Annotated in this window: 17 protein-coding genes, 1 tRNA gene and 1 pseudogene; 7 read left to right on the top strand and 12 right to left on the bottom strand. The window is 62.1% G+C overall.

Features of this window, described 5'->3' with window-relative positions; genetic code table 11:
- Positions 1–130: 130 nt before the first annotated feature.
- The 5 genes from NW809_RS03375 to NW809_RS03395 form a co-directional block, all read right to left on the bottom strand.
- Positions 131–1,291 carry a pyridoxal-phosphate-dependent aminotransferase family protein gene (locus NW809_RS03375; protein ID WP_011430438.1) on the bottom strand — a complete coding sequence of 387 codons (1,161 nt, stop codon included), beginning with the start codon at positions 1,289–1,291 and terminating at the stop codon, positions 131–133.
- Positions 1,292–1,321: 30 nt separating this feature from the next.
- Positions 1,322–1,393, bottom strand: a tRNA-Cys gene (locus NW809_RS03380).
- Between the two features lie 272 nt (positions 1,394–1,665).
- The gene (locus NW809_RS03385) at positions 1,666–2,925 is read right to left on the bottom strand and encodes a CO2 hydration protein (protein ID WP_011430437.1); all 1,260 of its coding nucleotides are present in this window, start codon (positions 2,923–2,925) and stop codon (positions 1,666–1,668) included.
- A 54-nt stretch (positions 2,926–2,979) separates the two neighbouring features.
- A complete protein-coding gene (locus NW809_RS03390) occupies positions 2,980–4,497 on the bottom strand; it encodes an NADH-quinone oxidoreductase subunit M (RefSeq protein ID WP_414401525.1) in 1,518 nt (505 codons plus the stop codon).
- A 13-nt stretch (positions 4,498–4,510) separates the two neighbouring features.
- Positions 4,511–6,370: an NAD(P)H-quinone oxidoreductase subunit F gene (locus tag NW809_RS03395; protein WP_011430435.1), complete on the bottom strand. Its 1,860-nt coding sequence runs from the start codon at positions 6,368–6,370 to the stop codon at positions 4,511–4,513.
- Positions 6,371–6,625: 255 nt separating this feature from the next.
- Between NW809_RS03395 and NW809_RS03400 the strand changes: the two genes are divergently transcribed.
- Positions 6,626–6,766, top strand: a complete 141-nt coding sequence (locus tag NW809_RS03400) for a hypothetical protein (RefSeq protein ID WP_414401526.1) — start codon at positions 6,626–6,628, stop codon at positions 6,764–6,766.
- Positions 6,767–6,797: 31 nt separating this feature from the next.
- On the opposite strand, the gene cobJ is transcribed toward NW809_RS03400, so the two are convergent.
- Positions 6,798–8,666: a precorrin-3B C(17)-methyltransferase gene (gene cobJ, locus NW809_RS03405; RefSeq protein WP_414401527.1), complete on the bottom strand. Its 1,869-nt coding sequence runs from the start codon at positions 8,664–8,666 to the stop codon at positions 6,798–6,800.
- 55 nt (positions 8,667–8,721) lie between these two features.
- Between cobJ and NW809_RS03410 the strand changes: the two genes are divergently transcribed.
- From NW809_RS03410 to NW809_RS03425, 4 genes are all read left to right on the top strand, one after another.
- Positions 8,722–9,363, top strand: a complete 642-nt coding sequence (locus tag NW809_RS03410) for a hypothetical protein (protein ID WP_011430432.1) — start codon at positions 8,722–8,724, stop codon at positions 9,361–9,363.
- A gap of 58 nt (positions 9,364–9,421) precedes the next feature.
- Positions 9,422–9,886: an FKBP-type peptidyl-prolyl cis-trans isomerase gene (locus tag NW809_RS03415; RefSeq protein WP_041438366.1), complete on the top strand. Its 465-nt coding sequence runs from the start codon at positions 9,422–9,424 to the stop codon at positions 9,884–9,886.
- 108 nt (positions 9,887–9,994) lie between these two features.
- Complete coding sequence (locus NW809_RS03420; protein ID WP_240527650.1) at positions 9,995–10,573, top strand: 5-formyltetrahydrofolate cyclo-ligase; 579 nt, start codon at positions 9,995–9,997, stop codon at positions 10,571–10,573.
- Positions 10,574–10,598: 25 nt separating this feature from the next.
- Positions 10,599–11,039 carry an FxLYD domain-containing protein gene (locus NW809_RS03425; protein ID WP_011430429.1) on the top strand — a complete coding sequence of 147 codons (441 nt, stop codon included), beginning with the start codon at positions 10,599–10,601 and terminating at the stop codon, positions 11,037–11,039.
- Here NW809_RS03425 and NW809_RS03430 read toward each other — a convergent pair.
- Complete coding sequence (locus NW809_RS03430) at positions 11,036–12,310, bottom strand: amidohydrolase family protein (RefSeq protein ID WP_414401528.1); 1,275 nt, start codon at positions 12,308–12,310, stop codon at positions 11,036–11,038. The two genes, NW809_RS03425 and NW809_RS03430, sit on opposite strands and share 4 nt — an antisense overlap.
- A gap of 146 nt (positions 12,311–12,456) precedes the next feature.
- On the opposite strand from NW809_RS03430, the gene hflX reads away from it, so the two are divergent.
- On the top strand, positions 12,457–14,199 hold the full coding sequence (hflX, locus tag NW809_RS03435) for a GTPase HflX (RefSeq protein ID WP_414401529.1): 1,743 nt from the start codon (positions 12,457–12,459) through the stop codon (positions 14,197–14,199).
- 114 nt (positions 14,200–14,313) lie between these two features.
- A complete protein-coding gene (locus NW809_RS03440; protein WP_099812067.1) occupies positions 14,314–16,044 on the top strand; it encodes a diflavin flavoprotein in 1,731 nt (576 codons plus the stop codon).
- Positions 16,045–16,124: 80 nt separating this feature from the next.
- Here NW809_RS03440 and NW809_RS03445 read toward each other — a convergent pair whose 3' ends face one another.
- From NW809_RS03445 to NW809_RS03465, 5 genes and pseudogenes are all read right to left on the bottom strand, one after another.
- The gene (locus NW809_RS03445; protein WP_041438360.1) at positions 16,125–16,499 is read right to left on the bottom strand and encodes a hypothetical protein; all 375 of its coding nucleotides are present in this window, start codon (positions 16,497–16,499) and stop codon (positions 16,125–16,127) included.
- 173 nt (positions 16,500–16,672) lie between these two features.
- Positions 16,673–17,323 carry a precorrin-8X methylmutase gene (locus NW809_RS03450; RefSeq protein ID WP_011430416.1) on the bottom strand — a complete coding sequence of 217 codons (651 nt, stop codon included), beginning with the start codon at positions 17,321–17,323 and terminating at the stop codon, positions 16,673–16,675.
- An 81-nt stretch (positions 17,324–17,404) separates the two neighbouring features.
- Positions 17,405–17,746 carry a histidine triad nucleotide-binding protein gene (locus NW809_RS03455; RefSeq protein WP_011430415.1) on the bottom strand — a complete coding sequence of 114 codons (342 nt, stop codon included), beginning with the start codon at positions 17,744–17,746 and terminating at the stop codon, positions 17,405–17,407.
- Between the two features lie 48 nt (positions 17,747–17,794).
- Positions 17,795–18,133: a hypothetical protein gene (locus NW809_RS03460; protein WP_011430414.1), complete on the bottom strand. Its 339-nt coding sequence runs from the start codon at positions 18,131–18,133 to the stop codon at positions 17,795–17,797.
- A gap of 401 nt (positions 18,134–18,534) precedes the next feature.
- Positions 18,535–19,213, bottom strand: a pseudogene (locus NW809_RS03465) (flavin-dependent dehydrogenase); the annotation flags it as partial.

A 19,213-nucleotide genomic window follows, 5' to 3' on the forward strand; every position in this document is an offset into this window, starting at 1 on the left:
GTTGGGAACAGATAGCTCTCCAGAGCAGTCGACTCTGGAATTTTATCTTTTGTTAAGAACGCTCACCCATTCTAGCCAGGGCAAGGGAGGGGCGCCAGGTGTCAAGAACTACAGAATGGGCAAGGGATCCCTAGGGGCTTGCCAAGATCTCCTCGGCCGCCTTGATGGCCGCTCCAGGAGGGAAGTCGCCATAACCCAGCGTGTGCAGGGTCGACTCCAGGGCAGCCAGCGTGGTGAGAATGTCGCGGTCGCTCACAAAGCCCAGATGGCCGATGCGGAAGATCTTGCCCTTGAGGTGGTCTTGACCGGCAGCAAGGGCGATGTCGAAGCGTTTCTTCAGGGTGCTGCGGAGGGTATCGGCGTTGATCCCTTCAGGCGCCAGCACAGCAGTTACCGAGGGGCTGGCTGCCGACTCCGGGTTGACCAAAAGCTTCAGCCCCAGGGCCTTGACGCCGGCGCGGGTGGCCTGGGCCAAACGGGCGTGGCGGCGGCAGATGGCTTCCAACCCTTCGGCCCGCATCAGGCGCAGGGTTACCTGCAGGGCATAAAACAGGTTCACCGCGGGCGTAAAGGGAGTGGTGCCCTGGCGCAGGGCTTTTTGGGCCAGTTTAAAGCTCCAGTAGTACTTGGGAAAGCGAGAGCGCTCGGCAGCAGCCATGGCCCGCGGGCTAACAGCTACAAACCCCAGCCCTGGCGGGATCATGTAGCCCTTTTGGGATCCAGAGGCCACTACATCCAAGCCCCACTCGTCCATGGGCACCGGCATGGCTCCCAAACTGGTGACGGCATCCACAATTACCAAGGCTTCCCCATGCTCGCGGGCAGCAGCCGCAATGGCCTGCACATCGTTGGCCACGCCGCTGGAGGTTTCCGAGTGGGTGAGGATGACCGCCTTGATGGTCTTCTCCCGGTCGGCGGCCAGCTTTTCTTGGAAGACTTCGACAGGATAGGGCACGCCCCAGGGGGTTTCTATCCGCTCGCACTGCAGGCCAAACTGCTCCGACATCTCGGCCCAGCGCTCGCCAAACTTGCCGTTGACCCCCACCAAGACCCGCTCCCCGGGGCTGAGGGTGTTGAGGATCCCGGCTTCCATGGCCCCGGTGCCGCTGCAGGCAAAGACAAACACATCGGAGGTGGTCTGGTGCAGCCAGCGCAACCCCTCCGTCACCTCTTCCAGAATGGCGCTGAACTCTTGGCTGCGGTGCTCGATGGGCCCCCGCGCCATGGCCAGCAGCGCACTCTCGGGAACGGGAGTGGGGCCGGGGATCATCAACATCAACTTGTCTTTCATGCGGGTCCCGCTGGGGATGTCAGGTTTGAGAGGTGGCGGCCAGATTCGAACTGGCGCATAGAGGTTTTGCAGACCTCTGCCTTACCACTTGGCTACGCCACCCTACTCCTCAATCGGACAAAACATTGTATCCGAAAATGGGATCCCGCTTCCACTTGCTGCAGCCAACGGCAACAGCGCTCGGGTTCGCTAGGCATCGACAATAGCTTGGTAGCCCCGTACTTGAGTGCGGGGCGAAAAAGCCCTTGAGCCACTTTAGTTGCTTCATAGTTAGTACAGAGCTTCTCCAGGAAAACAACCTACTGCGGTGCAAAACCCGCGCGGCAATAACTAACCTGGAGGAACTTAAGTCCGAAGTAAGCAGAACTTTGAGGTTATGCCTCAAAGGACTGTCTAGGGGCGTCTTGACAGCGCCTTCGCGAGTCCATCTTGGGCTGCGTAAGAATCCGCTGGGTGGGAGTGTCAACTTCTTCTTGTACCCTCAGCAGGCGGGATCCCAGCAGCCGCTGCAGCCAGGGGGCGAGAAACTCGCGATTGGCCAACTGCTGCTGGGGATCCTGGGTTTCCAGAGGAAAGGGGGCAAGGGCCCGCAGGGCGGCGGTGGTAACACAGAACATGGCCTTTTGGAAGCTGAGGCAGATTTTCACCCGCAGGTCATCTTCCCCGCGCGGCTGGCGGCGGTAGTGCTCCCGCAAATAGCCAGGCAGGTGGCGCATCATATCCTGCATCAAGAGAGTAGGGGGGATCCCGGCGCTCCCCACCGGCAGCGGATCGGCATACAAAGCGCCGTAGGCGAAGTCCGCCTGCTCGGCCGGGATCTGGTGGGCCTGGGCATTGTAGGAGACGGTGCCCATGAAGGGAAAGGAGCGGAAAAACACAGCTTCCACGTAGGGCAGGGCCGTATCGGGCAGGAAGGTCAGCCCCGCCGACAGGGGGATGATCTCGTAGCGGCGGCCCCAGATGCAGGGGGCGTAGGTGATGGGCTTGTTGGCAGCTGCCACCAACCCCTGCTGAATGTGGGCTACTACGTCGGGAAGCGTGAGCTGCGGTTCGCTCTCGCGGCGCTTGGCCAAGGCCAGGAAGATATCGCTCATCACCCGCCAGAACTGGCCCAGGCCGCTGTACATGGCCAGCATGCGCACCTGTTCCAGCGCAAAGTCGGGGCAGAGGAAGTTGAGGCCCTGCAGAAGGGGGTTGAAGCGGAACTTGGCCCGGATGGCCACCTTGGCCCGCTCGACAAATTCGGGAGTATCCAGATAGCGATCGAGGCCTCCCCCTCCATGCCAGAGCATGGCTTTCATGCAGTATTCGGCAAACTCGTAGTTGATGCGGTCATGCCAGAGGTAGCGCAGCCATTTGCCCAGGGTGATTTCGCCGTTGAAGTACTTAAAAACTGGGAAGAGCTCCAAAAATTGGTGGTCGGCTATGAAGATCAAATTCTGGGAGTAGGCATCCAGCACCTGGCCGTAGCTGTGGAGGATGCCGATGACCTCCAGCCGGTTGCTGGAAGAATCCGGCACAAGGGCTCCCCCTGCTTCTAGGCGTTGGACGATGGGAGCCAGTCGCCGTTGCTCTAGAGGATCTAAGCCAGCCAGAAAGAAACAGGAAGGAGCGGGAACAAGGGTGGCCGTCATGGGAGTAAGGAGGGGTTGAGACAACAACAAAAACTCAGTCGTATCACTAAATCGTCACAACGAAGAGAACCCAGGCTCGAAAGCAGTGGTCGGCCCGCCTGCTTCGGCAAGATTGAGGGCCGCCGGCTTGGCCAAATGGGCGGCGGTGGACTCCACCCAGTGGGTTGCCCAGGCAGGCTGGAGGCCAAGCACCACCACCAGCGAGGCCAAAACTACAGCAGGCAGGCGTTCTCCCGTGGCGCGTCGTTGCATGGCAATGGCCACTTCCGAGAGGCGCCCGAAAAAGACGCGGTTCACCATCAGCAAAAAGTAGGCCGCCGTCAATCCCGTCCCCACCATGCACAGCAACGTCTGCAGGGGGAAGACGGGGAAGCTGCCCCGAAAGAGGGTGAACTCGGCAATAAAGCCCACCAGGCCGGGCGTGCCGCCGCTGGCCATCACCCCCAACACCATCAAGCTGCCAACAAGTGGCAGGCCGCGTTCCGGGTTGAGCAATCCCCGCAGCCGCTTGAGATCCCGCGTGCCGGTGTTGGCGTAGACAGCACCCACCAGCAAAAACAGCAGCGAGGAAATCAGCCCATGGCTCACCATCTGGAAGACGGATCCCACCAAGGAGATGGGGGTGGCCGCCGCCGTGCCCAGGAGAATGTAGCCCATGTGGGCAATGGAGCTGTAGGCCACCAGCTTTTTCATGTCTTGCTGCACCAAGGCGTTCAGGGATCCATACAGCACATTGGCCACCGCCCAACTGGCCAGCCACGGCCCGGCTTGCTCCCAGGCATCGGGTAAAAGCTGCAGGCCAAAGCGCACCAGGCCATAGGTGCCCAACTTGAGCAAGAGCCCCGCCAAGAGCACAGAAATGGGGGTGGAAGCCTCCACGTGGGCGTCCGGCAGCCAGGTGTGGAAGGGCACCAAGGGGATCTTGATGGCCAGCCCCAGCAGGATGGGAATGAGGATGAGAATCTGGGGCAGCAGCGGCAAGGGGTGGGCCTGCAAAACGGTGTAGGTAAAACTGTGGGCGTCGCTCAGCCAACTGAGGCCGAAAAAGCCAATCAGCAGAAGCACCCCCGAGAGGGCGGTGTAGACCAAAAACTTGGTGGCGGCATAGGTGCGCCGCGGCCCGCCCCAGATGGCAATCAGCAGATAAAGGGGAATTAGCTCGACTTCGTAGAACAAGAAAAACAGCAGCAAGTTCTGGGCCAGAAAAGCCCCCACAATGGCGGCTGCTAGCAGCAACACCAAGCTGTAGTAGAGGCGGGGCCGCTCCACCGGGCCGCTGGCCCAGAGGGCAATCAATACCAGCAAGCCGGTCATCACCACTAGCGGCAGGGAGATCCCGTCCACCCCCAGCTCGTAAACCAGGCCCAACTGCGGGATCCAGGCCATCTGTTCGGCCATCTGGATCCCTTGCGCTTGGGGATCAAACTGCAGCAGCAGCCCCAAGCTCAGCCCCAACCAAGCCAGGCCGAAGCCCAAGGCCAAACTTCGGTGCAGGCCCTTCCCCGCTTGCTCGGGGATCAGCCCCACCAGCAGGCCACCCAATAGGGGGATCCCGATTAGAAGGCTGAGCATGGTTCCTCCCGTCTCAATAGGCCAATCCCACCAGGGGCGAGCGCAGCAGCCAAGCGGTAACCACCACGACCCCGATGACAATGAGCAACACGTAGAGCTGCATCCGCCCCGACAGGGTGTACTTGAGGGCTTCGCCGCTAAACCAAAAAGCCAGGCTCACTCCGTTCACCAGGCCATCCACCCCGTTGCGATCCAGCCACTCCAGTCCGCGGGAAAGGGCGCCGACCGGCTGCACCACCAAAGCCTGGTAGAGCTGCCCGGTGTAGAAATCCTGCGCCAACAGATCCTGCAGCTCCGGCCAGGGTAGGCGCAGCCGCCGCCGGCCCCCCCAGTACAGCCAAGCACCAACACCGGCCCCCAGCAAACCCGAGGCCGCCAGCAGAGCCGCCATCTGCTGCAGCTCTGGGATCCAACCGGGATAAAGCCCCCACCGCCAAAACAGCCAGGGCATGAGCAGGTTCTGCACCGTCAGAATGACCATGGGCAGGGCCATCGGCCAGCCCACCTCAGGGGCACGGCGCGTCTTGGGCTGCGGGGATCCCAAGAAGACCAGGCCAAACACCCGCGCCAGGTTCAAAGCCGTCAGCCCATTCATCAGCAGCAACACCCCCAACAGGGCCGGCTGCAGGGCGCTGTACACCAGCGCCAGGCGGATTAGGATCCAAAAGCACCCCAGGGGCAACAGGGCCACCATCCCCAGGGATCCCACAGCAAAGGCGGCCACCGTAGCCGGCATGCGGCCCCCTAGGCCCCCCAGCTCCGTCAGATCTTGGGTAGAAGTGGTGTAGATGAGGGATCCCACCCCCATAAACAGCAGCGCCTTGGCCAGGCCGTGCAGCAGCAGCAGCTCCAGCGCCAAATCCGGCTGCCCCGTCCCCACCGCCCCAAACACCAGGCCCAGGTAGGCGCTGGTGGAATAGGAGAAGGTGCGCTTGAGATCGATTTGCGCCAAGGCCACCAGGGATCCCCCTACGGCTGTGATGGTGCCGATGGCCACCAGCACCCCATCCGTGAAAGGGGAGAGGGCCAAGACTGGCTGCAGCTTGATGAGGACAAAAGCTCCAGCGGCCACCACTGCCGAGTTGCGCAGGATCGAAGCCGGGTTGGGCGCCTCCATGGCCTCATCCAGCCACAGGTGCAGCGGGAACTGGGCGCACTTGCCCAGCGGCCCGGCAATCAAAGCCAACCCCATCAAGGCCGCCCAAGTTGGATCCAAGCTGGCCGTAGCCGCCCAATCGCGCAGGCCGGAAAAGGTCAAGGAGCCGGAGAAATTGGAAACCGCCACCACCCCCATCAACAGCAGCAGGTCTCCCACCCGTTTGGTGAGAAAAGCATCCCGCGCCGCCGTGACCACCAGCGGCTGGGCGTACCAAAAGCCCACCAATAAGTAGGTGGAAAGCGTGAGCATCTCCAGCAGCGCGTAGCTGAGAAACAGCGAATCGCTGAGGGCGATCCCCGTCATCCCCCCCTCAAAAAAGCCCATCAGGGCGGCAAAGCGGCCCAACCCCCAATCTTTGTCCAGGTACCCCAGGGCGTAGATCTGGGCCAGCAAGCTCAAGCCGCTTACCCAGACCACCGCCCCCAGCGTCAGAGGCGAGACCTCCAAAGCCAGGGACAAGTCCAAATCGGCCACCCGAAACCAGAGGTAGTTCAGGAGCTGGGGATCCCGACCCCAAACTTGTCGCAACAGCCAAAAGCTATGAGCAAGGGCCGCAAAGGTCAGCAGGATATTGAGGTAGGCTGCCGGACGTGGGCCACTGCGCTTGATCCAGCCAGCGGCCCAAGGAAGAGCCAGCGCTGTCCCTACCCAGCCATAAAAGGGGAGACACCAGGCGCTCTCTGGCCCAATTGCCCAGTCTTCAAAACCCGCCATCTGCTGCTTGCAACAAGTAGTTAAGCGTTTTTTAATGAACAGCTACAGTCCAATATATTAGGAGTTTTCCAGCGGCAGCGTCTCTCCCCACTTGGACACAGCTTCTACCTCTGCCTAGGCAAGCAGGCGGCGCCCTTAGATTCTTTGAGCTCCCGGTTCTTTTGGACAGAAAATGGCGGCGCTCCGAATACCTTGCCCGGACCCCGGCTGGGGCTATCGCGGATTGGCGCCAGGGGGAGTGAGACCCCTCACCGATTGATTCTCCTCTTTAGGCTGGGCAGCCCTCCTGACCACAGCCAGGACTATCGCCTGCAAGCCGAGGTGTGGCACGAGGTGGAAGCTTGGGGATCCCCCTGGTGGCTGCAGTTGGATCCCCGCCATCTCACGGTGTTTTGAATCGAAATCCAACGGCCATCAGGTGGGTTCATCACAAGCGGTAGCCGCGGGGAGTGATCAGCCGGCTGCCGTAGCGAAAGGTCTGCGAGCTGCCGATCAAGACCAGGGTAAACATGTCCACCTGCTCAGGATCCAACTCCCCTAGCGTGGTGAGGTGGATGGCCTCGCCGGGACGGTAGAGGTTGCGGGCCACCGCCACCGGGGTGTGGGTGGGGCGGGCCCGGCGAAAGATCTGCAGCGCCTTGAGGAAGGGATCCAACCGCTGCCGCGAGCGGGGGTTATACAGGGCCACCACAAAGTCGGCCTGGGCAGCCGCCTGCAGGCGTTGCTCGATGGCCGGCCAGGGGGTGAGGCGATCCGAGAGGGAAATAGCGCAAAAATCCTGCATGAGAGGGGCTCCTAGGCGAGCCGCAGCAGCTTGAAGGGCGGAGATCCCCGGCAGCACCTCCAGGGAGGGGCGGATCCCATCCCAGCCGCTGCGGGCCAAGTACTCCAACACCAGGCCGGCCATGCCGTAGATCCCCGCATCCCCCGAAGAGATCACCGCCACCTGCAGCCCCTGCTGGGCCAGGGCGATGGCGCGCTGCGCCCGCTGCACCTCCTGGGTGATGGGAAAGGCTTCGCAAATCTGGCCGGGGTGCAGGAGGGGCGCCACCAAGTCCAGGTAAAGCTGGTAGCCAATCACCACCTCGGCTTGGGCCAGGGCCAGGCGGGCGGCCAAGGTCAATTGGGCGGGATCCCCAGGGCCGATGCCAATTAGCCACAGGTGCCCGGCGCGAGGGGAATACTCGCGGGCGGCGCGGGCAATGGCCAGGGTACAAGCTCCCTCGCTTTCTGAGGTGAAGATCTGCTTGGGGCAGACAAGGGTGGCTCTCCCCTGGGCTGGATTGTCCTCTCCCGACCAGCGCTGGGCTGCCAAAAGAGCAGCCGCCTCCGCCACCGAAGGGGTGCCCACCGCCTGCCGCACCGCCTCTGAAGGGTGGGGAACCGGGATCCCTGCCAGGGCCGCGGCGGAGAAAAACTGGATGGGCCAGCCATGGGCCTGGGCCAGCTCCAAGAGCCCCGCCTCATCCCGTTTCAGCTCCAGAGTGGCCAAGCCGGCAACGGCCTCGAGGGCCAGCCCCTGGTTTTGCAACAGGCGCCGCAGGGATCCCTCCAGCCAGGCGCGGCTGGTGCCCCGCTCGCAGCCCACCCCCACCCACAGCACCCGCGGATGCCAGTGGACGGTGGGGATGTGGGGGCAAGGCGTTGTGTATTCCCCAATCCGGATCTGGGCCACTGCTTGGTCGGGAGCCGTAGTCAAAAGAGGATGATCCGCTGGCCAGGCCCGCCGCCAGAGCTGCGTGCCGCAGGTTTGCTCTACGGCCACCGGCTCTCCCCGCGTCAGGGCAGCAGCTACCCCGTTCCAATCGCCACTGCCCCGCCGCCAGCCGTAGGGATGCCCCAACACATCCACAGGCGGGATCCCCAGCCCTTCGGAGGCAGAGGTGAGGATCGGCTCGGCTCCCAAAGCAGCCGCCACCTGCCGCGCCAGCGCATCGGCCCCGCCCACATGTCCCCCGCAGAGGCTAATGGCCCAGCGGCCTGATTCATCCACCACCACCACCGCCGGATCCCGGTATTTGTCCTGCAAGAGGGGGGCAATTAGCCGCACCACCGACCCAACTGGCAAGATGAAAAGACAGCCCTGCACCTGGGGCCAAGTTTGGGCCACCGCTGCCGCCAGGGATCTGGGCGCTGTGGGATGGCTGGGATCCCCATAGGCTTGCCAGGGCCAAGGCAGCGGCTCTCCCTGTGGATTGGCTTTGCTCCAGCAGATCCACTCCTCTGGCAGCAGCGACAGCAGAGCCTGGGCCAAGCGGCGACCGCGCGGGGTGGAGGCAAACAGGGCAAGCTTCATCAGCCTAGGGATCCTATACTGGACTACAGAGCCACCCGCAAATGGACAAGCGCCAATGCCAACCCCCCTTGGACTGATGCTGCCGCTGATCCCCCTGGAGGTTTTGCTCTCCACGAAGGGGCTGATGTTTTTGCTGCTATCGGCCTACGGCGGGGCCATGTGGACGTTTCTGAGCGGCGCACCGCGGGTTTACACCATCATCGTGCCCGATCTGGAGCAGGCGCGAGGGTTTTACGAAAAGGTCTTGAGGCTGCCGGAGGCGGAGCTGCCGCTGCAGTACTACTACGGCTATGAGCAAAGCATGGTCGGCTCCAGCCTGGGATCTGCCTACTTCCCGGCGGATATTGGCCTCAGCTCCCGCCTTGATGCCAAAGCCCGCTCCACCTCGACACCTCTCGATACCGCTGGCCTCTGGTATCAGCTCTCCGACACCGTGCAACTGCACGTGATCCCCGGTACCACGGATCCCTACGGCAGTCTCTCCAGAACTCCCTTTGTACCTGCCTACGGGGCGGCAGCCGGTCGCAGCAGCGGCGTCCGCTATCGCCACACCACCTACGAACGGGAAGCCCTCAAAGCCCTCCTGAAGCGGATCAACAAGCAAGGGATCCGCAGCAGCGTCCGCTCCGAAAAGCCTTTTGTCTTCTGGGTGCGCGACCATCAAGGGCAGATCGTCGAATTTGCCGAAATAGGATGAGGGGATCCCCTAAGATTGTTGGGGAGGCAAAAAGTCGGCACCGGGGGGACGCCAACGGATGAAACAGATGCTGCTGCTGTTGCTGGGTTTGCTGTGGATTGGGGTGTGGGCTGGACAGCCGGCCATGGCTCTGTCGCGAGCCAAAGATCACCCAGCAGTTACTGTGCAATCTCAAGCCCAGCAATTTATCACCACCGAGTCGGGTCTGCAGTACTACGACCTTGTCGAAGGTACAGGGCCTTCACCTCAGCCGGGGCAAACGGTGGTGGTGAACTACGTGGGCAAGCTGCAGGATGGCACCGTCTTCGATAGCTCCTACAAGCGCAATCAACCTTTTACCTTCACCTACGGGGTAGGGCAGGTGATCCGTGGCTGGGAGGAAGGTCTGGCCACCATGCGGGTGGGTGGCAAGCGGTATTTGCGCATTCCGCCGGAGTTGGCCTATGGCAGCCGCGGCGCCGGCGGCGTGATCCCTCCCAACGCTACTCTCGATTTTGAAGTGGAGCTCCTGGCCATCCAGTAGGTTCTGGATATCCACCCCTAAGCTTGACTGGGGGTGGGGAAAGTCAAGGCAGGGAGATGGCATGGCGCTGCGGCAACTCCCTTCTACGCTACAAACCTGTCTCCGTCTGTGGGGCCCAATTTTCTCCCCAAAGCTCGCTTGCGCCGGCACTTCCGCCAAGTGCGGCAAGGGGTGGATCGCTCTCTGGTCGAGCAGAAGATAGTGGCTCATCTGGCCTCTCAGCCCCGGCTTTTGGCGGCCAAGACCATCCTGGCCTACGTGGCCTTCGGCTCCGAGGTGGACTTGGGATCCCTGTTCGCCCTTTTCCCTGAAAAGCGCTGGGGGATCCCTCGTTGCTTGCCGCAGCGGCAGTTGCGGTGGCACCGCTACCACCCAGCTGAGCTTGTTCCCAACCGCTGGGGGTTGCTGGAGCCCTCTCCCAGCAGCGAAGTCATCGATCCCGCCGAAGCCGAGTTAATCCTTGTGCCCGCCCTGGCCTGCGATCGCTGGGGGAGGCGCCTGGGCTATGGCGGCGGCTATTACGACCGCTTTTTGGCCTCGCTGCCGGATCCCGGCGTGCCCAAGTGGGGCATTGTCCCGCAGGCCTGCCTACTGGAGCAGCCTCTGCCTCAGGATCCCTGGGATCAGCGCTTGGACGGGATCCAGACCGAGGAGGGGTTTTACCGGGCGGGGGATCCCCTAGACTAGGGGAGATGGGCCTTGGAGAAAAAACATGAGCCAAGTTTGGAAGAAGGGGCTTCGCTCCCTCTGCTGGAGCCTGGGTTGTGCAGCTTTGGCGGCGCTCTTGCTGGGTTTTGGAGCCATCCCCCTGCAACTGAAGGATTTGCACCTCACCCCCTGCCCGGATACCCCCGAATACACCAACCTGGTTACCAGCAACGGCAACCCCATACCGGCCAGGTGCCTATTCATTGAAGGCACGGTGGTCAACCGCTCCAGAAATACTGTGCTGAATGCGGATGTCTTCGGTCGCCTTTACGATGCCAACGGCAATGAGGTTCTGCCGGAGCGCACCCGCCTGGGAGCCATCGAGGAGGTTCCCCCCGGCGAAAGCCCCTTCTCCATTCGCATCTCCGTGCCCGTGACCAGCCCGCTGCCTCTGACTATGGAGCAGTTCAAAGCCAGCGGCTTCAGCGGCACCGTGCGCCGTTAAAGCTGGCGGGTGAAGTCCACCTGGGCCGGGCGCCCTGGCAAATGGAGCTGGGCAACCACCGGCGGGGTTTGGGCGATCAGCCGTCCCCGACGGAAAACGTACAGGCAAGCCGGTTGCAGGCGAATGGCTTCGACAGCATCGGCAGCCTGGAGCACCACCAAGTCGGCATAGCAGCCGGGTTCTAGTCCGTAGCCTTCTAACCCCAGAATGCGGGCCGGGTTTTCCGTAACCGCCAAGAAACACTGCCGCATCTGCTCATAGCCTGTCAGTTGGGCAGCGTGGATCCCCATGTGGGCCACCTCCAGCATGTTGCCGCTGCCCAGGGGATACCAGGGATCCATCACGCAGTCCTGGCCAAAAGCTACGGTCAGCCCGGCGGCCATCAGCTCCGGCACCCGCGTCAGCCCCCGCCGCTTGGGATAGGTATCGTGGCGGCCCTGCAGCACCAGGTTCACCAGCGGGTTGGCGATCACCCCCAGCTCTGCTTCGGCCATCAGGGGAATGAGTTTGCTCACGTAGGCGTTGTCCATTGAGTGCATCGAGGTGAGGTGGGAGGCGGCCACCCGCCCCTGCAAGCCCAGCCGCTGCGTCTCGTAGGCCAGGGTCTCCACGTGGCGCGAAAGCGGATCGTCTGTCTCGTCGCAGTGCAGATCCACCCGCAGGCCGCGCGCTGCTGCAATCTCGCACAGAGCCCGCACTGAAGCGGCTCCTTCGGCCATCGTCCGCTCGAAGTGGGGGATCCCACCCACCACCTCCACCCCCAAATCCAGAGCCTTCTCCAAAAGCTGCACCGCCCCCGGCGAGCGGTAGTAGCCATCTTGGGGAAAGGCCACCAGTTGCAAATCCAGGTAGGGGGATACTTTTTGCTTGACCTCCAGCAAGGCCCGCACCGCCAACAAGTTGGGATCGCACACGTCCACATGGGCGCGGATGGCTAGGATCCCGCGCGCCACTGCCCAGTCGCAGTAGGTTAGAGCCCGCTCGATGACCGCCTCCGGAGTTAGCAGTGGCTTCAACTCTCCCCAGAGGGCGATCCCTTCCAGCAAGGTGCCCGATTGGTTGACACGCGGGATCCCGTAGGTGAGGGCAGCATCCAGGTGAAAGTGGGCATCCACAAAGGGGGGCGACACCAAGCGGCCGCTCACATCGATCTCCTGGGGAGCAGTAGCCTGCAGATTTGCCTCCAGGGCAACGATGCGCTCCCCCTCGATGCCGATGTCGATTCCCTTACGGCCATCTGGCAAATTGGCCCGGCGCAAGATTACATCCATCCACCTCTTCCAAACTCGGCTTGACCCTTTTCTCGCCAGCGGTAGCTGCCTCAATGGCAAGCTCGAGACAGGGATCCCCGCAAGTTCCTGCTGGCCACTAGCGTATATGGTAGGTAAAGCCTGTTTTCGGGTATTTCCCCGTCCCTATGCCCAGGGTTAGCACCGCTTGCCAGCAGACCGACCCCCGTTTCAGCCTTGCCCAGGCCAAGGGGCTAAAGCCCTACCAGCGAAAGCAACTGCAACGGCTTTACCAACTGCGCCTGCCCCCCAATCGCTTGGTGACGGTGGAGTTTGCCCAACGGCTGGGATCCCTGACCCAGGAGCTGGAGGGCCAGCCCATTAGCGTTTACCTCAACCGGCGCGGCCAAGTCATCCGGGTGGGGCTGGGATCCCCTTTTGAGACCCAGATCCCGGCCTGGGAATTGCCCCGCCAAGGGGCGGAGCGCCTGTCCGGGATCCGCTGCATCACCACCCAAGTGGGCCCAGGAGGTCCTAGCCAAAAAGCGCTGACAGCTATGGCCCTCCAGCGGCTGGATGCCCTCATTACCCTCTCGGTCTCTCCCCTAGAGGGAAAGCTGCGCCGCGGCGGGGGGGCCACGGGCTTTGTCAAGTGCGCCTACCTGGCCCATCTGGTGCCGGAGGAAGGGCGCCGCTGGCAGGTTTCTGAGCCTCTGCCCTTGGGGATCCTGGCAGAACAAGATCTGCAGGAGCTGGTGACGGAGCTAGAAGATGGCTTTCGGCGCCAAGCAACCGCCCGCCAGGTGGATCCCAAGCAGGAGCGGGCCATCCTAGTGGGGCTGCAGGGGCCGGGCCAAAGCTACGAGGATCTCATGGACGCCTTGGCGGAACTGGGCCGCTTGGTGGAGAGCGCCGGCGGACAGGTGCTGCAAGCCCTCTGGCAGAGGCGGGAAGGCCCCAATTCGGCCACGGTAATCGGATCCGGTAAGGTGCAAGAGCTGGCTCTGCTGGTGCAGGATTTGGGGGCCAACCTGGTGGTGTTCGACCGCGAGCTCACCCCCAGCCAGGTGCGCAACCTAGAGGAGACCCTGGGGGTGCGAGTGGTGGATCGCAGCGAGGTGATCCTGGATATCTTTGCCCAGCGGGCCAGAACCCGGGCCGGGAAGTTGCAGGTGGAGCTTGCACAACTGCAGTATCTGCTGCCCCGCTTGGCTGGTCGCGGTCGCACCATGTCGCGGTTGGGGGGTGGAATTGGCACGCGGGGGCCGGGGGAAACCCAGTTGGAAACGGAGCGGCGGGCCATCCAGCGGCGCATCGCCAAGCTGCGGCAGGAAGTGGAAGAGCTGCGCCGCCACCGCCAGCGGCTGCGCCAGCGACGGGAGGGATCCCAAATTCCTGTGGTGGCCCTGGTGGGCTACACCAACGCCGGCAAGTCCACCCTTCTCAACGCCCTCACCCAGGCCCAGGTCTATGTGGCCGATCAACTCTTTGCCACCTTGGATCCCACCACGCGGCGGCTGGAGCTGCCCGGCCAGCAGGCAGTGCTGTTGACCGACACGGTGGGATTCTTAACCGAGCTGCCTGAGCAATTGGTAGAGGCCTTCCAGGCCACGCTGGAGGAGGTGACGGAGGCGGATGCCCTGCTGCACGTGGTGGATCTCTCCCACCCCAACTGGGAAGGGCACATCGAGGCGGTGGAAAAATTGCTGGACGAGATGCCCCTGGCCACCGGCCCGCGACAACTGGTGTTTAACAAAATTGACCGCCTCGATCCCGAATGGGTCGAGGACGTGCGCCTGCTCTACCCCAAGGCCCTGTTTGTGTCCGCCGCCAACGGCCAAAACTTGGATCAACTGCGCCACACCCTGGCCCAGTTTGCCGCAGCTTTTGCTCCCAGACCCTGCGGGGGTCGGCAGTTTGGGGATCCCTGAAGCATTTCATCAGAAAATCAAAACTTGGCGGCTCCTCAACATTTAGTTACATCACGGTTACGATGAGTGCAGAGGGCAGTTAGGTAAAGTTGCCATTTGGCAGAGGGGGAAAACATGGCCGTTACGGCAGTTGCACCGCGTTCAGGCCATCTTACGCTGCAGACGCTGCTCATTGGAGCCGATACCCTTGCCATCCGCTCCCAGGACTGGGATCGGGATCGGTTTGATATCGAGTTCGCCCTGGAAAACGGCACCACCTACAACTCCTTTTTAATTCGCGGGGAGAAGGTGGCCCTCATCGACACCTCCCACGAGAAGTTTCGCCAGTTGTACCTGGATCTGCTGCGAGGCCTCCTGGATCCCGCCACCCTCGACTACCTGGTGGTCAGCCACACCGAGCCGGATCACAGCGGCCTAGTCGGGGATCTGCTGGAGCTGGCGCCCCAAATGACGGTAGTGGCCTCCAAAGTGGCCGTGCAATTTTTGGAAAACCTGGTGCATCGCCCCTTCCGGCACCTGGTGGTCAAGCAGGGGGATCGCCTGGATCTGGGCAAGGGACATGTTCTGGAGTTCATCTCTGCTCCCAACCTGCACTGGCCCGACACCATCCTCACCTACGACCACGGCACGCAGATCCTCTACACCTGCGACGTCTTTGGGATGCACTACTGCGATGACTTTGCCTGGGACGAGCATCCCCACCTGCTACAGGCCGACTTCAAGCTCTACTACGACTGCCTCATGGGGCCCAACGCCCGCTCGGTACTCTCGGCCCTGAAGCGCATGGAGTCCCTGCCCCCCATCGCCGCCATTGCTACCGGCCACGGCCCCCTGCTGCGCCACCACCTGTCTGATTGGGTGGAGCACTACCGCACTTGGAGCCTGGAGCAGGCCAAAGCCGAACGAATGGTGGCGGTGTTCTACCTATCGGGCTATGGCCAGGCGGAAGCATTGGCCCAAGCCATTGCCCGCGGCATCCAAAAAACCGGCGTTGCCGTAGAGCTGGCGGATCTGCGGCTGCTGGATGCCCACGAGGTGCGCGAGCTGATGAGCTTGGCCGCTGGTGTGGTGATAGGCATGCCGCCCCAAGCGGGGCCTGATGCGGCCTCCACCCAGGTGCTGCTGAAAACCCTCCTGGCTGCTGCCCACAGCAAACAAGGCTTTGGCCTGTTCGAGTCGGGGGGAGCAGATGACGAGTCGGTCTACCTCTGCCGCAACACGCTGCAGGAGATGGGCGCCAAAGAAGTGTTCCCTCCTATTCTCCTCAAGCAACCCCTAGACGAAACCCTGCTGCAATTGGCGGAGGAAGCCGGCACCGACCTGGGGCAGTGGCTAACGCGGGATCGCACCATTCAGCAGATGAAAGCCCTGGATGCCGACTTGGATCGCGCCCTAGGCCGCATCAGCAATGGCCTTTACATCCTCACCGCCCGCAAAGGGCAGGCCACCAGCGCCATGCTCGCCTCCTGGGTGGCCCAGGCCAGCAGCGATCCGCCGGGGATCAGCGTTGCCGTGGCCAAAGACCGGGCCATCGAGTCCTTCCTGCAGGTGGGCGATACCTTTGTCCTCAACGTGTTGCAGGAAGGCCATCACCAGTCCCTAATGCGCCACTTCCTGAAGCGCTTCCCGCCGGGAGCCGACCGCTTTGCCGGCATCAAGACCTACCCCGCCGCCAACGGATCCCCCATCTTGGCCGATGCCTTGGCCTACCTGGAGTGCCGCGTGGCCAGCCGCCTAGAAACCAGCGACCACTGGGTGGTCTACAGCACCCTAGAAGCCGGGCGGGTCTCCAACCTGGAGGGCCTCACCGCCGTCCACCACCGCAAGGTGGGGAATCATTACTGATCCCTCACCCCCAGGGAGAGGAGAGGTTCAGCAGGGCTTGAAATAGCCGTCCTGCTAACGCGAAAACCTCCCCGCCTATTTCAATAGGACAGTTGGTAGACCAGCCCGTTGACATGGAGGAAAAAAGGGCTACCCTCTCCCAGAGGGATCCCGGCTGGCCGCAGTGGAAAAGGCAGCCCCTCTGGGCTCTGTTCCGCTTTCTGAGCGAGGCGGTAGAAGACCTCCCCAAACCCAGAAGAGGGAATCTCCGCGGCAGCATGCTGCTGTTGCCAGCGCTGGTAGGGGCTGAGTCGAGCTTCCCTCTGGTCGATGTTCGACGGCACAGGGAGAGAGGGCGATATAGCCGGCTGTCCGGCGGGCAAAAGAGCCGCTACCTCCGCTTGGGCCCATCCTCCCCTGGCCAAGGCCATAGCCAAAAGCCAGCCGCTTCCCCAAACCCAAATGAACTGCTGCATGACCGGATCCCTCGCTCTGCCTCGACTAGCCGCTTCTCGGGCTTTTTTGTCCGGCACTGAGAAGATAGCTCCCATCTTCTCGAAGCCAGACCGAGGGAAGCATGACGGAGATCCTGCCAAGCCTGTGATCTGGATCAGAACCATTTAGATCATCAGATCAACGGAGCTCCCCTCTATCCGCTAACTGATTTGCCAGTAGGGCTTGGGCTGCTGGCTCCCACATAGGCCTGCCAAGCCAAATCCAGCAGGCCATCCAAGACCGCCGCCGCCACTGCAGGGCCGCCCTTCCGTCCCTCAGTGCGGATGTGGGGCACCATGGAATCGGCCAGCTCCTGCTTGGCTTTCACCACATCCACAAACCCAGCCGGCGTCGCGATGACCAGGGCAGGGGATACCTCTTTCTCGGCGATCAACTGCACCAGGGTGGAAAGAGCCGTCTGGGATTGGCCAATGACAAAGATTGCCTCAGGGTAGCGCTGAGCTAGGGTTTGCAGGCCCCAGGCAGAGCGGGTCTTGTCCCTCTGGGGGCGGGTGACAGCTTCGCTGCCGCAGTAGATGGGGTTGGAGAAGGTGTTCTGCACGGCCCGCGCGATGCCTACCTGCACCATCGGCTCGTCCACCACAATGGTGGTGCGCGCCGCCAAAGCCGCCGCCCCAGCCTGCAGGGCTTCGTTGCCAAAACGGATGAGGTGGAGATACTCGAAATCTGCAGTAGCGTAAATAACTCGACGAACCACCTCATACTCGGCGGGGGAAAGCTCGTGCTTGCCCACCTCCTGGTCGATGATCATCAGGCTTTCCGCATCGGTAACATGCCACTCCATCGCCTCTAAACCTCGCCTGCCAGCCACCCTCAATGGCAGCATTCTAGCTGTAGAGGCCCCACTTGGCGGCAAAACCCGAAGCTAGCCCGGCGGCCAGCCCATCGCCCGACCGCCCAGAACGTGGATGTGCAGGTGAAAGACGGTTTGACCCCCGTCTTCTCCTTGGTTGATGACCAAGCGATAACCTCTGCTTAGGCCAGCTTCAACAGCCACCCGCTGAGCCGTCAGCAGCAGGTGCCCTAGCAACGCTTCGTGTTCGGGCTTGGCCTGGGCAATGCCGGGGATAGGCTCCTTGGGCACCACCAAGATGTGGACAGGAGCCTGGGGAGCAATGTCTTTGAAGGCGATGGCTCGCTCGTCTTCGTAGACAATCTGGGCCGGGATCTCCCTGCGGATGATCTTGCTGAAAACGGTGTCGCTCATGGGTAGTTACGAAACAATCCTGCCCTTAGCCTACCCGGTTTAGGGATCTCATTGGTTGAGCAGCCACTCAAACTCCTGCTGTAGGGATTGAATGGGCCCCACCCGCGAGATCAGCAGGACATCTTCTCCGGCATCCTGAAAGCGAGACCGCCACAAACTGACCAAGTCGGGATTGTTGCACCAGAAGCGAATAACCGCTTCGATTAGCTGATCCAAATCCCAGCCCCGCCGCGCCGGCACCTCCTCCAAGGATCCCAGCAGCGCATCCAGGGTGCAAGGGCGGGTGCCCAGGTACTCTACCCGACAAGGCCGCTTTGCCAGCTCCTGCTGCTGCCAGAAAAAATCGAGGGCAGGGGCAATGCCGATGATTTCAAAAGTATAAACCATTGGATCTGGTCCTAGTTTTCTTGCCAAAATAGAGACCTTGCAAAAAGAGGTTCAGAAACTCCTCGACCGATTCAAGTTGGGATCCCTTCCCAACCCTCTTCGGCCTGAACCTGAAGGTTAGTGGATGGTAGGCACTGATTATACTCAACTTGAGCCAATTGCCAAGGTAAAGAGCAGGTGGACACAGCTCTTTTGCCGCTGGCCACTACCTGGGAATCGGCTGCTGCGGCAAACAATCTTGTGCAGATAAGGCCGAAAACTGCTAGCAAACCAAAGCAAGGACTGCCAGCACTCCTCGAGATTTTTTGTGAGTTGACTCTGCCGACAAAACAGTTGACGCCCGCCTTTCCTGGAGGCGCCAGAGAGACGGTGGAAACAACGGCTTGGTGAAAGTCTCCGGCCTAGGCCCTTTCTTCTATCCAGGTCGGTATTGGGTTTTGCAGGTTTTGCGCGGCAGGAGAGCTGGGAGCGGGGAGATGAAACTCCAGGCGCGGCTGGCCTACCCCGTAGGTGAGGGTGTAGCTCCAGCTCAGGCAGCGCAACCACAGGCGGGGGTAGCGGGACTCCAGCCAGGGCTGCAGGCGCCGCACCAGCTTGGGAAACCAACTTCCCAGGAGGGCCGAGAGCAAAGCCAGTCCGGTGTAGCTGAAGTAGGTAGGTAGCCACTGGGCAAAGCCTTCCGCTCCTACTGCCTCCCAGATCCACAGCAGCAGCCGCGGGTTCTGCAGAGCCGCTTTGATAGCCATGCGGTTAAAGGCCAGCCAGCCAGCCCGGTCTTTGATAAAGTCGTCCACCACCTCAGGCGGCTCGGTGGCGAGAATACCGAAAAAGCTGTTGAGGATGGCGTTGATGCGCTCGGGCGGCAACACCTTGCCGGTGGGCACCATCATCCCCCGCGAAAACAGCCAAGTGACGGCGGAGTTGCCCTGGTAGGCGCGGATCTGGGCTAGGTCGGCGGCTTTGAGGAGATTATGGCGCAAGGCTGTGTCCAGCAAATCGCACAGGCGAGGGCAGTTGCGCACCAGGGATCCAAACCCCGTAAAGCTCAGGGGCGATTGCAGAGCTGCCGCATCCCCAATT

The organism is Synechococcus sp. WC101 (genome assembly GCF_047461555.1).
Taxonomy (GTDB): Bacteria; Cyanobacteriota; Cyanobacteriia; order Thermostichales; family Thermostichaceae; genus Thermostichus.

Bases quoted from the DNA above. Each gene is read 5' to 3' on its own strand.
- NW809_RS03375 (WP_011430438.1), bottom strand. From the start codon at position 1,291: ATGAAAGACAAGTTGATGTTGATGATCCCCGGCCCCACTCCCGTTCCC.
- NW809_RS03385 (WP_011430437.1), bottom strand. From the start codon at position 2,925: ATGACGGCCACCCTTGTTCCCGCTCCTTCCTGTTTCTTTCTGGCTGGC.
- NW809_RS03390 (WP_414401525.1), bottom strand. From the start codon at position 4,497: ATGCTCAGCCTTCTAATCGGGATCCCCCTATTGGGTGGCCTGCTGGTG.
- NW809_RS03395 (WP_011430435.1), bottom strand. From the start codon at position 6,370: ATGGCGGGTTTTGAAGACTGGGCAATTGGGCCAGAGAGCGCCTGGTGT.
- cobJ (WP_414401527.1), bottom strand. From the start codon at position 8,666: ATGAAGCTTGCCCTGTTTGCCTCCACCCCGCGCGGTCGCCGCTTGGCC.
- NW809_RS03410 (WP_011430432.1), top strand. From the start codon at position 8,722: ATGCCAACCCCCCTTGGACTGATGCTGCCGCTGATCCCCCTGGAGGTT.
- NW809_RS03415 (WP_041438366.1), top strand. From the start codon at position 9,422: ATGAAACAGATGCTGCTGCTGTTGCTGGGTTTGCTGTGGATTGGGGTG.
- NW809_RS03425 (WP_011430429.1), top strand. From the start codon at position 10,599: ATGAGCCAAGTTTGGAAGAAGGGGCTTCGCTCCCTCTGCTGGAGCCTG.
- NW809_RS03430 (WP_414401528.1), bottom strand. From the start codon at position 12,310: ATGGATGTAATCTTGCGCCGGGCCAATTTGCCAGATGGCCGTAAGGGA.
- hflX (WP_414401529.1), top strand. From the start codon at position 12,457: ATGCCCAGGGTTAGCACCGCTTGCCAGCAGACCGACCCCCGTTTCAGC.
- NW809_RS03440 (WP_099812067.1), top strand. From the start codon at position 14,314: ATGGCCGTTACGGCAGTTGCACCGCGTTCAGGCCATCTTACGCTGCAG.
- NW809_RS03445 (WP_041438360.1), bottom strand. From the start codon at position 16,499: ATGCAGCAGTTCATTTGGGTTTGGGGAAGCGGCTGGCTTTTGGCTATG.
- NW809_RS03450 (WP_011430416.1), bottom strand. From the start codon at position 17,323: ATGGAGTGGCATGTTACCGATGCGGAAAGCCTGATGATCATCGACCAG.
- NW809_RS03455 (WP_011430415.1), bottom strand. From the start codon at position 17,746: ATGAGCGACACCGTTTTCAGCAAGATCATCCGCAGGGAGATCCCGGCC.
- NW809_RS03460 (WP_011430414.1), bottom strand. From the start codon at position 18,133: ATGGTTTATACTTTTGAAATCATCGGCATTGCCCCTGCCCTCGATTTT.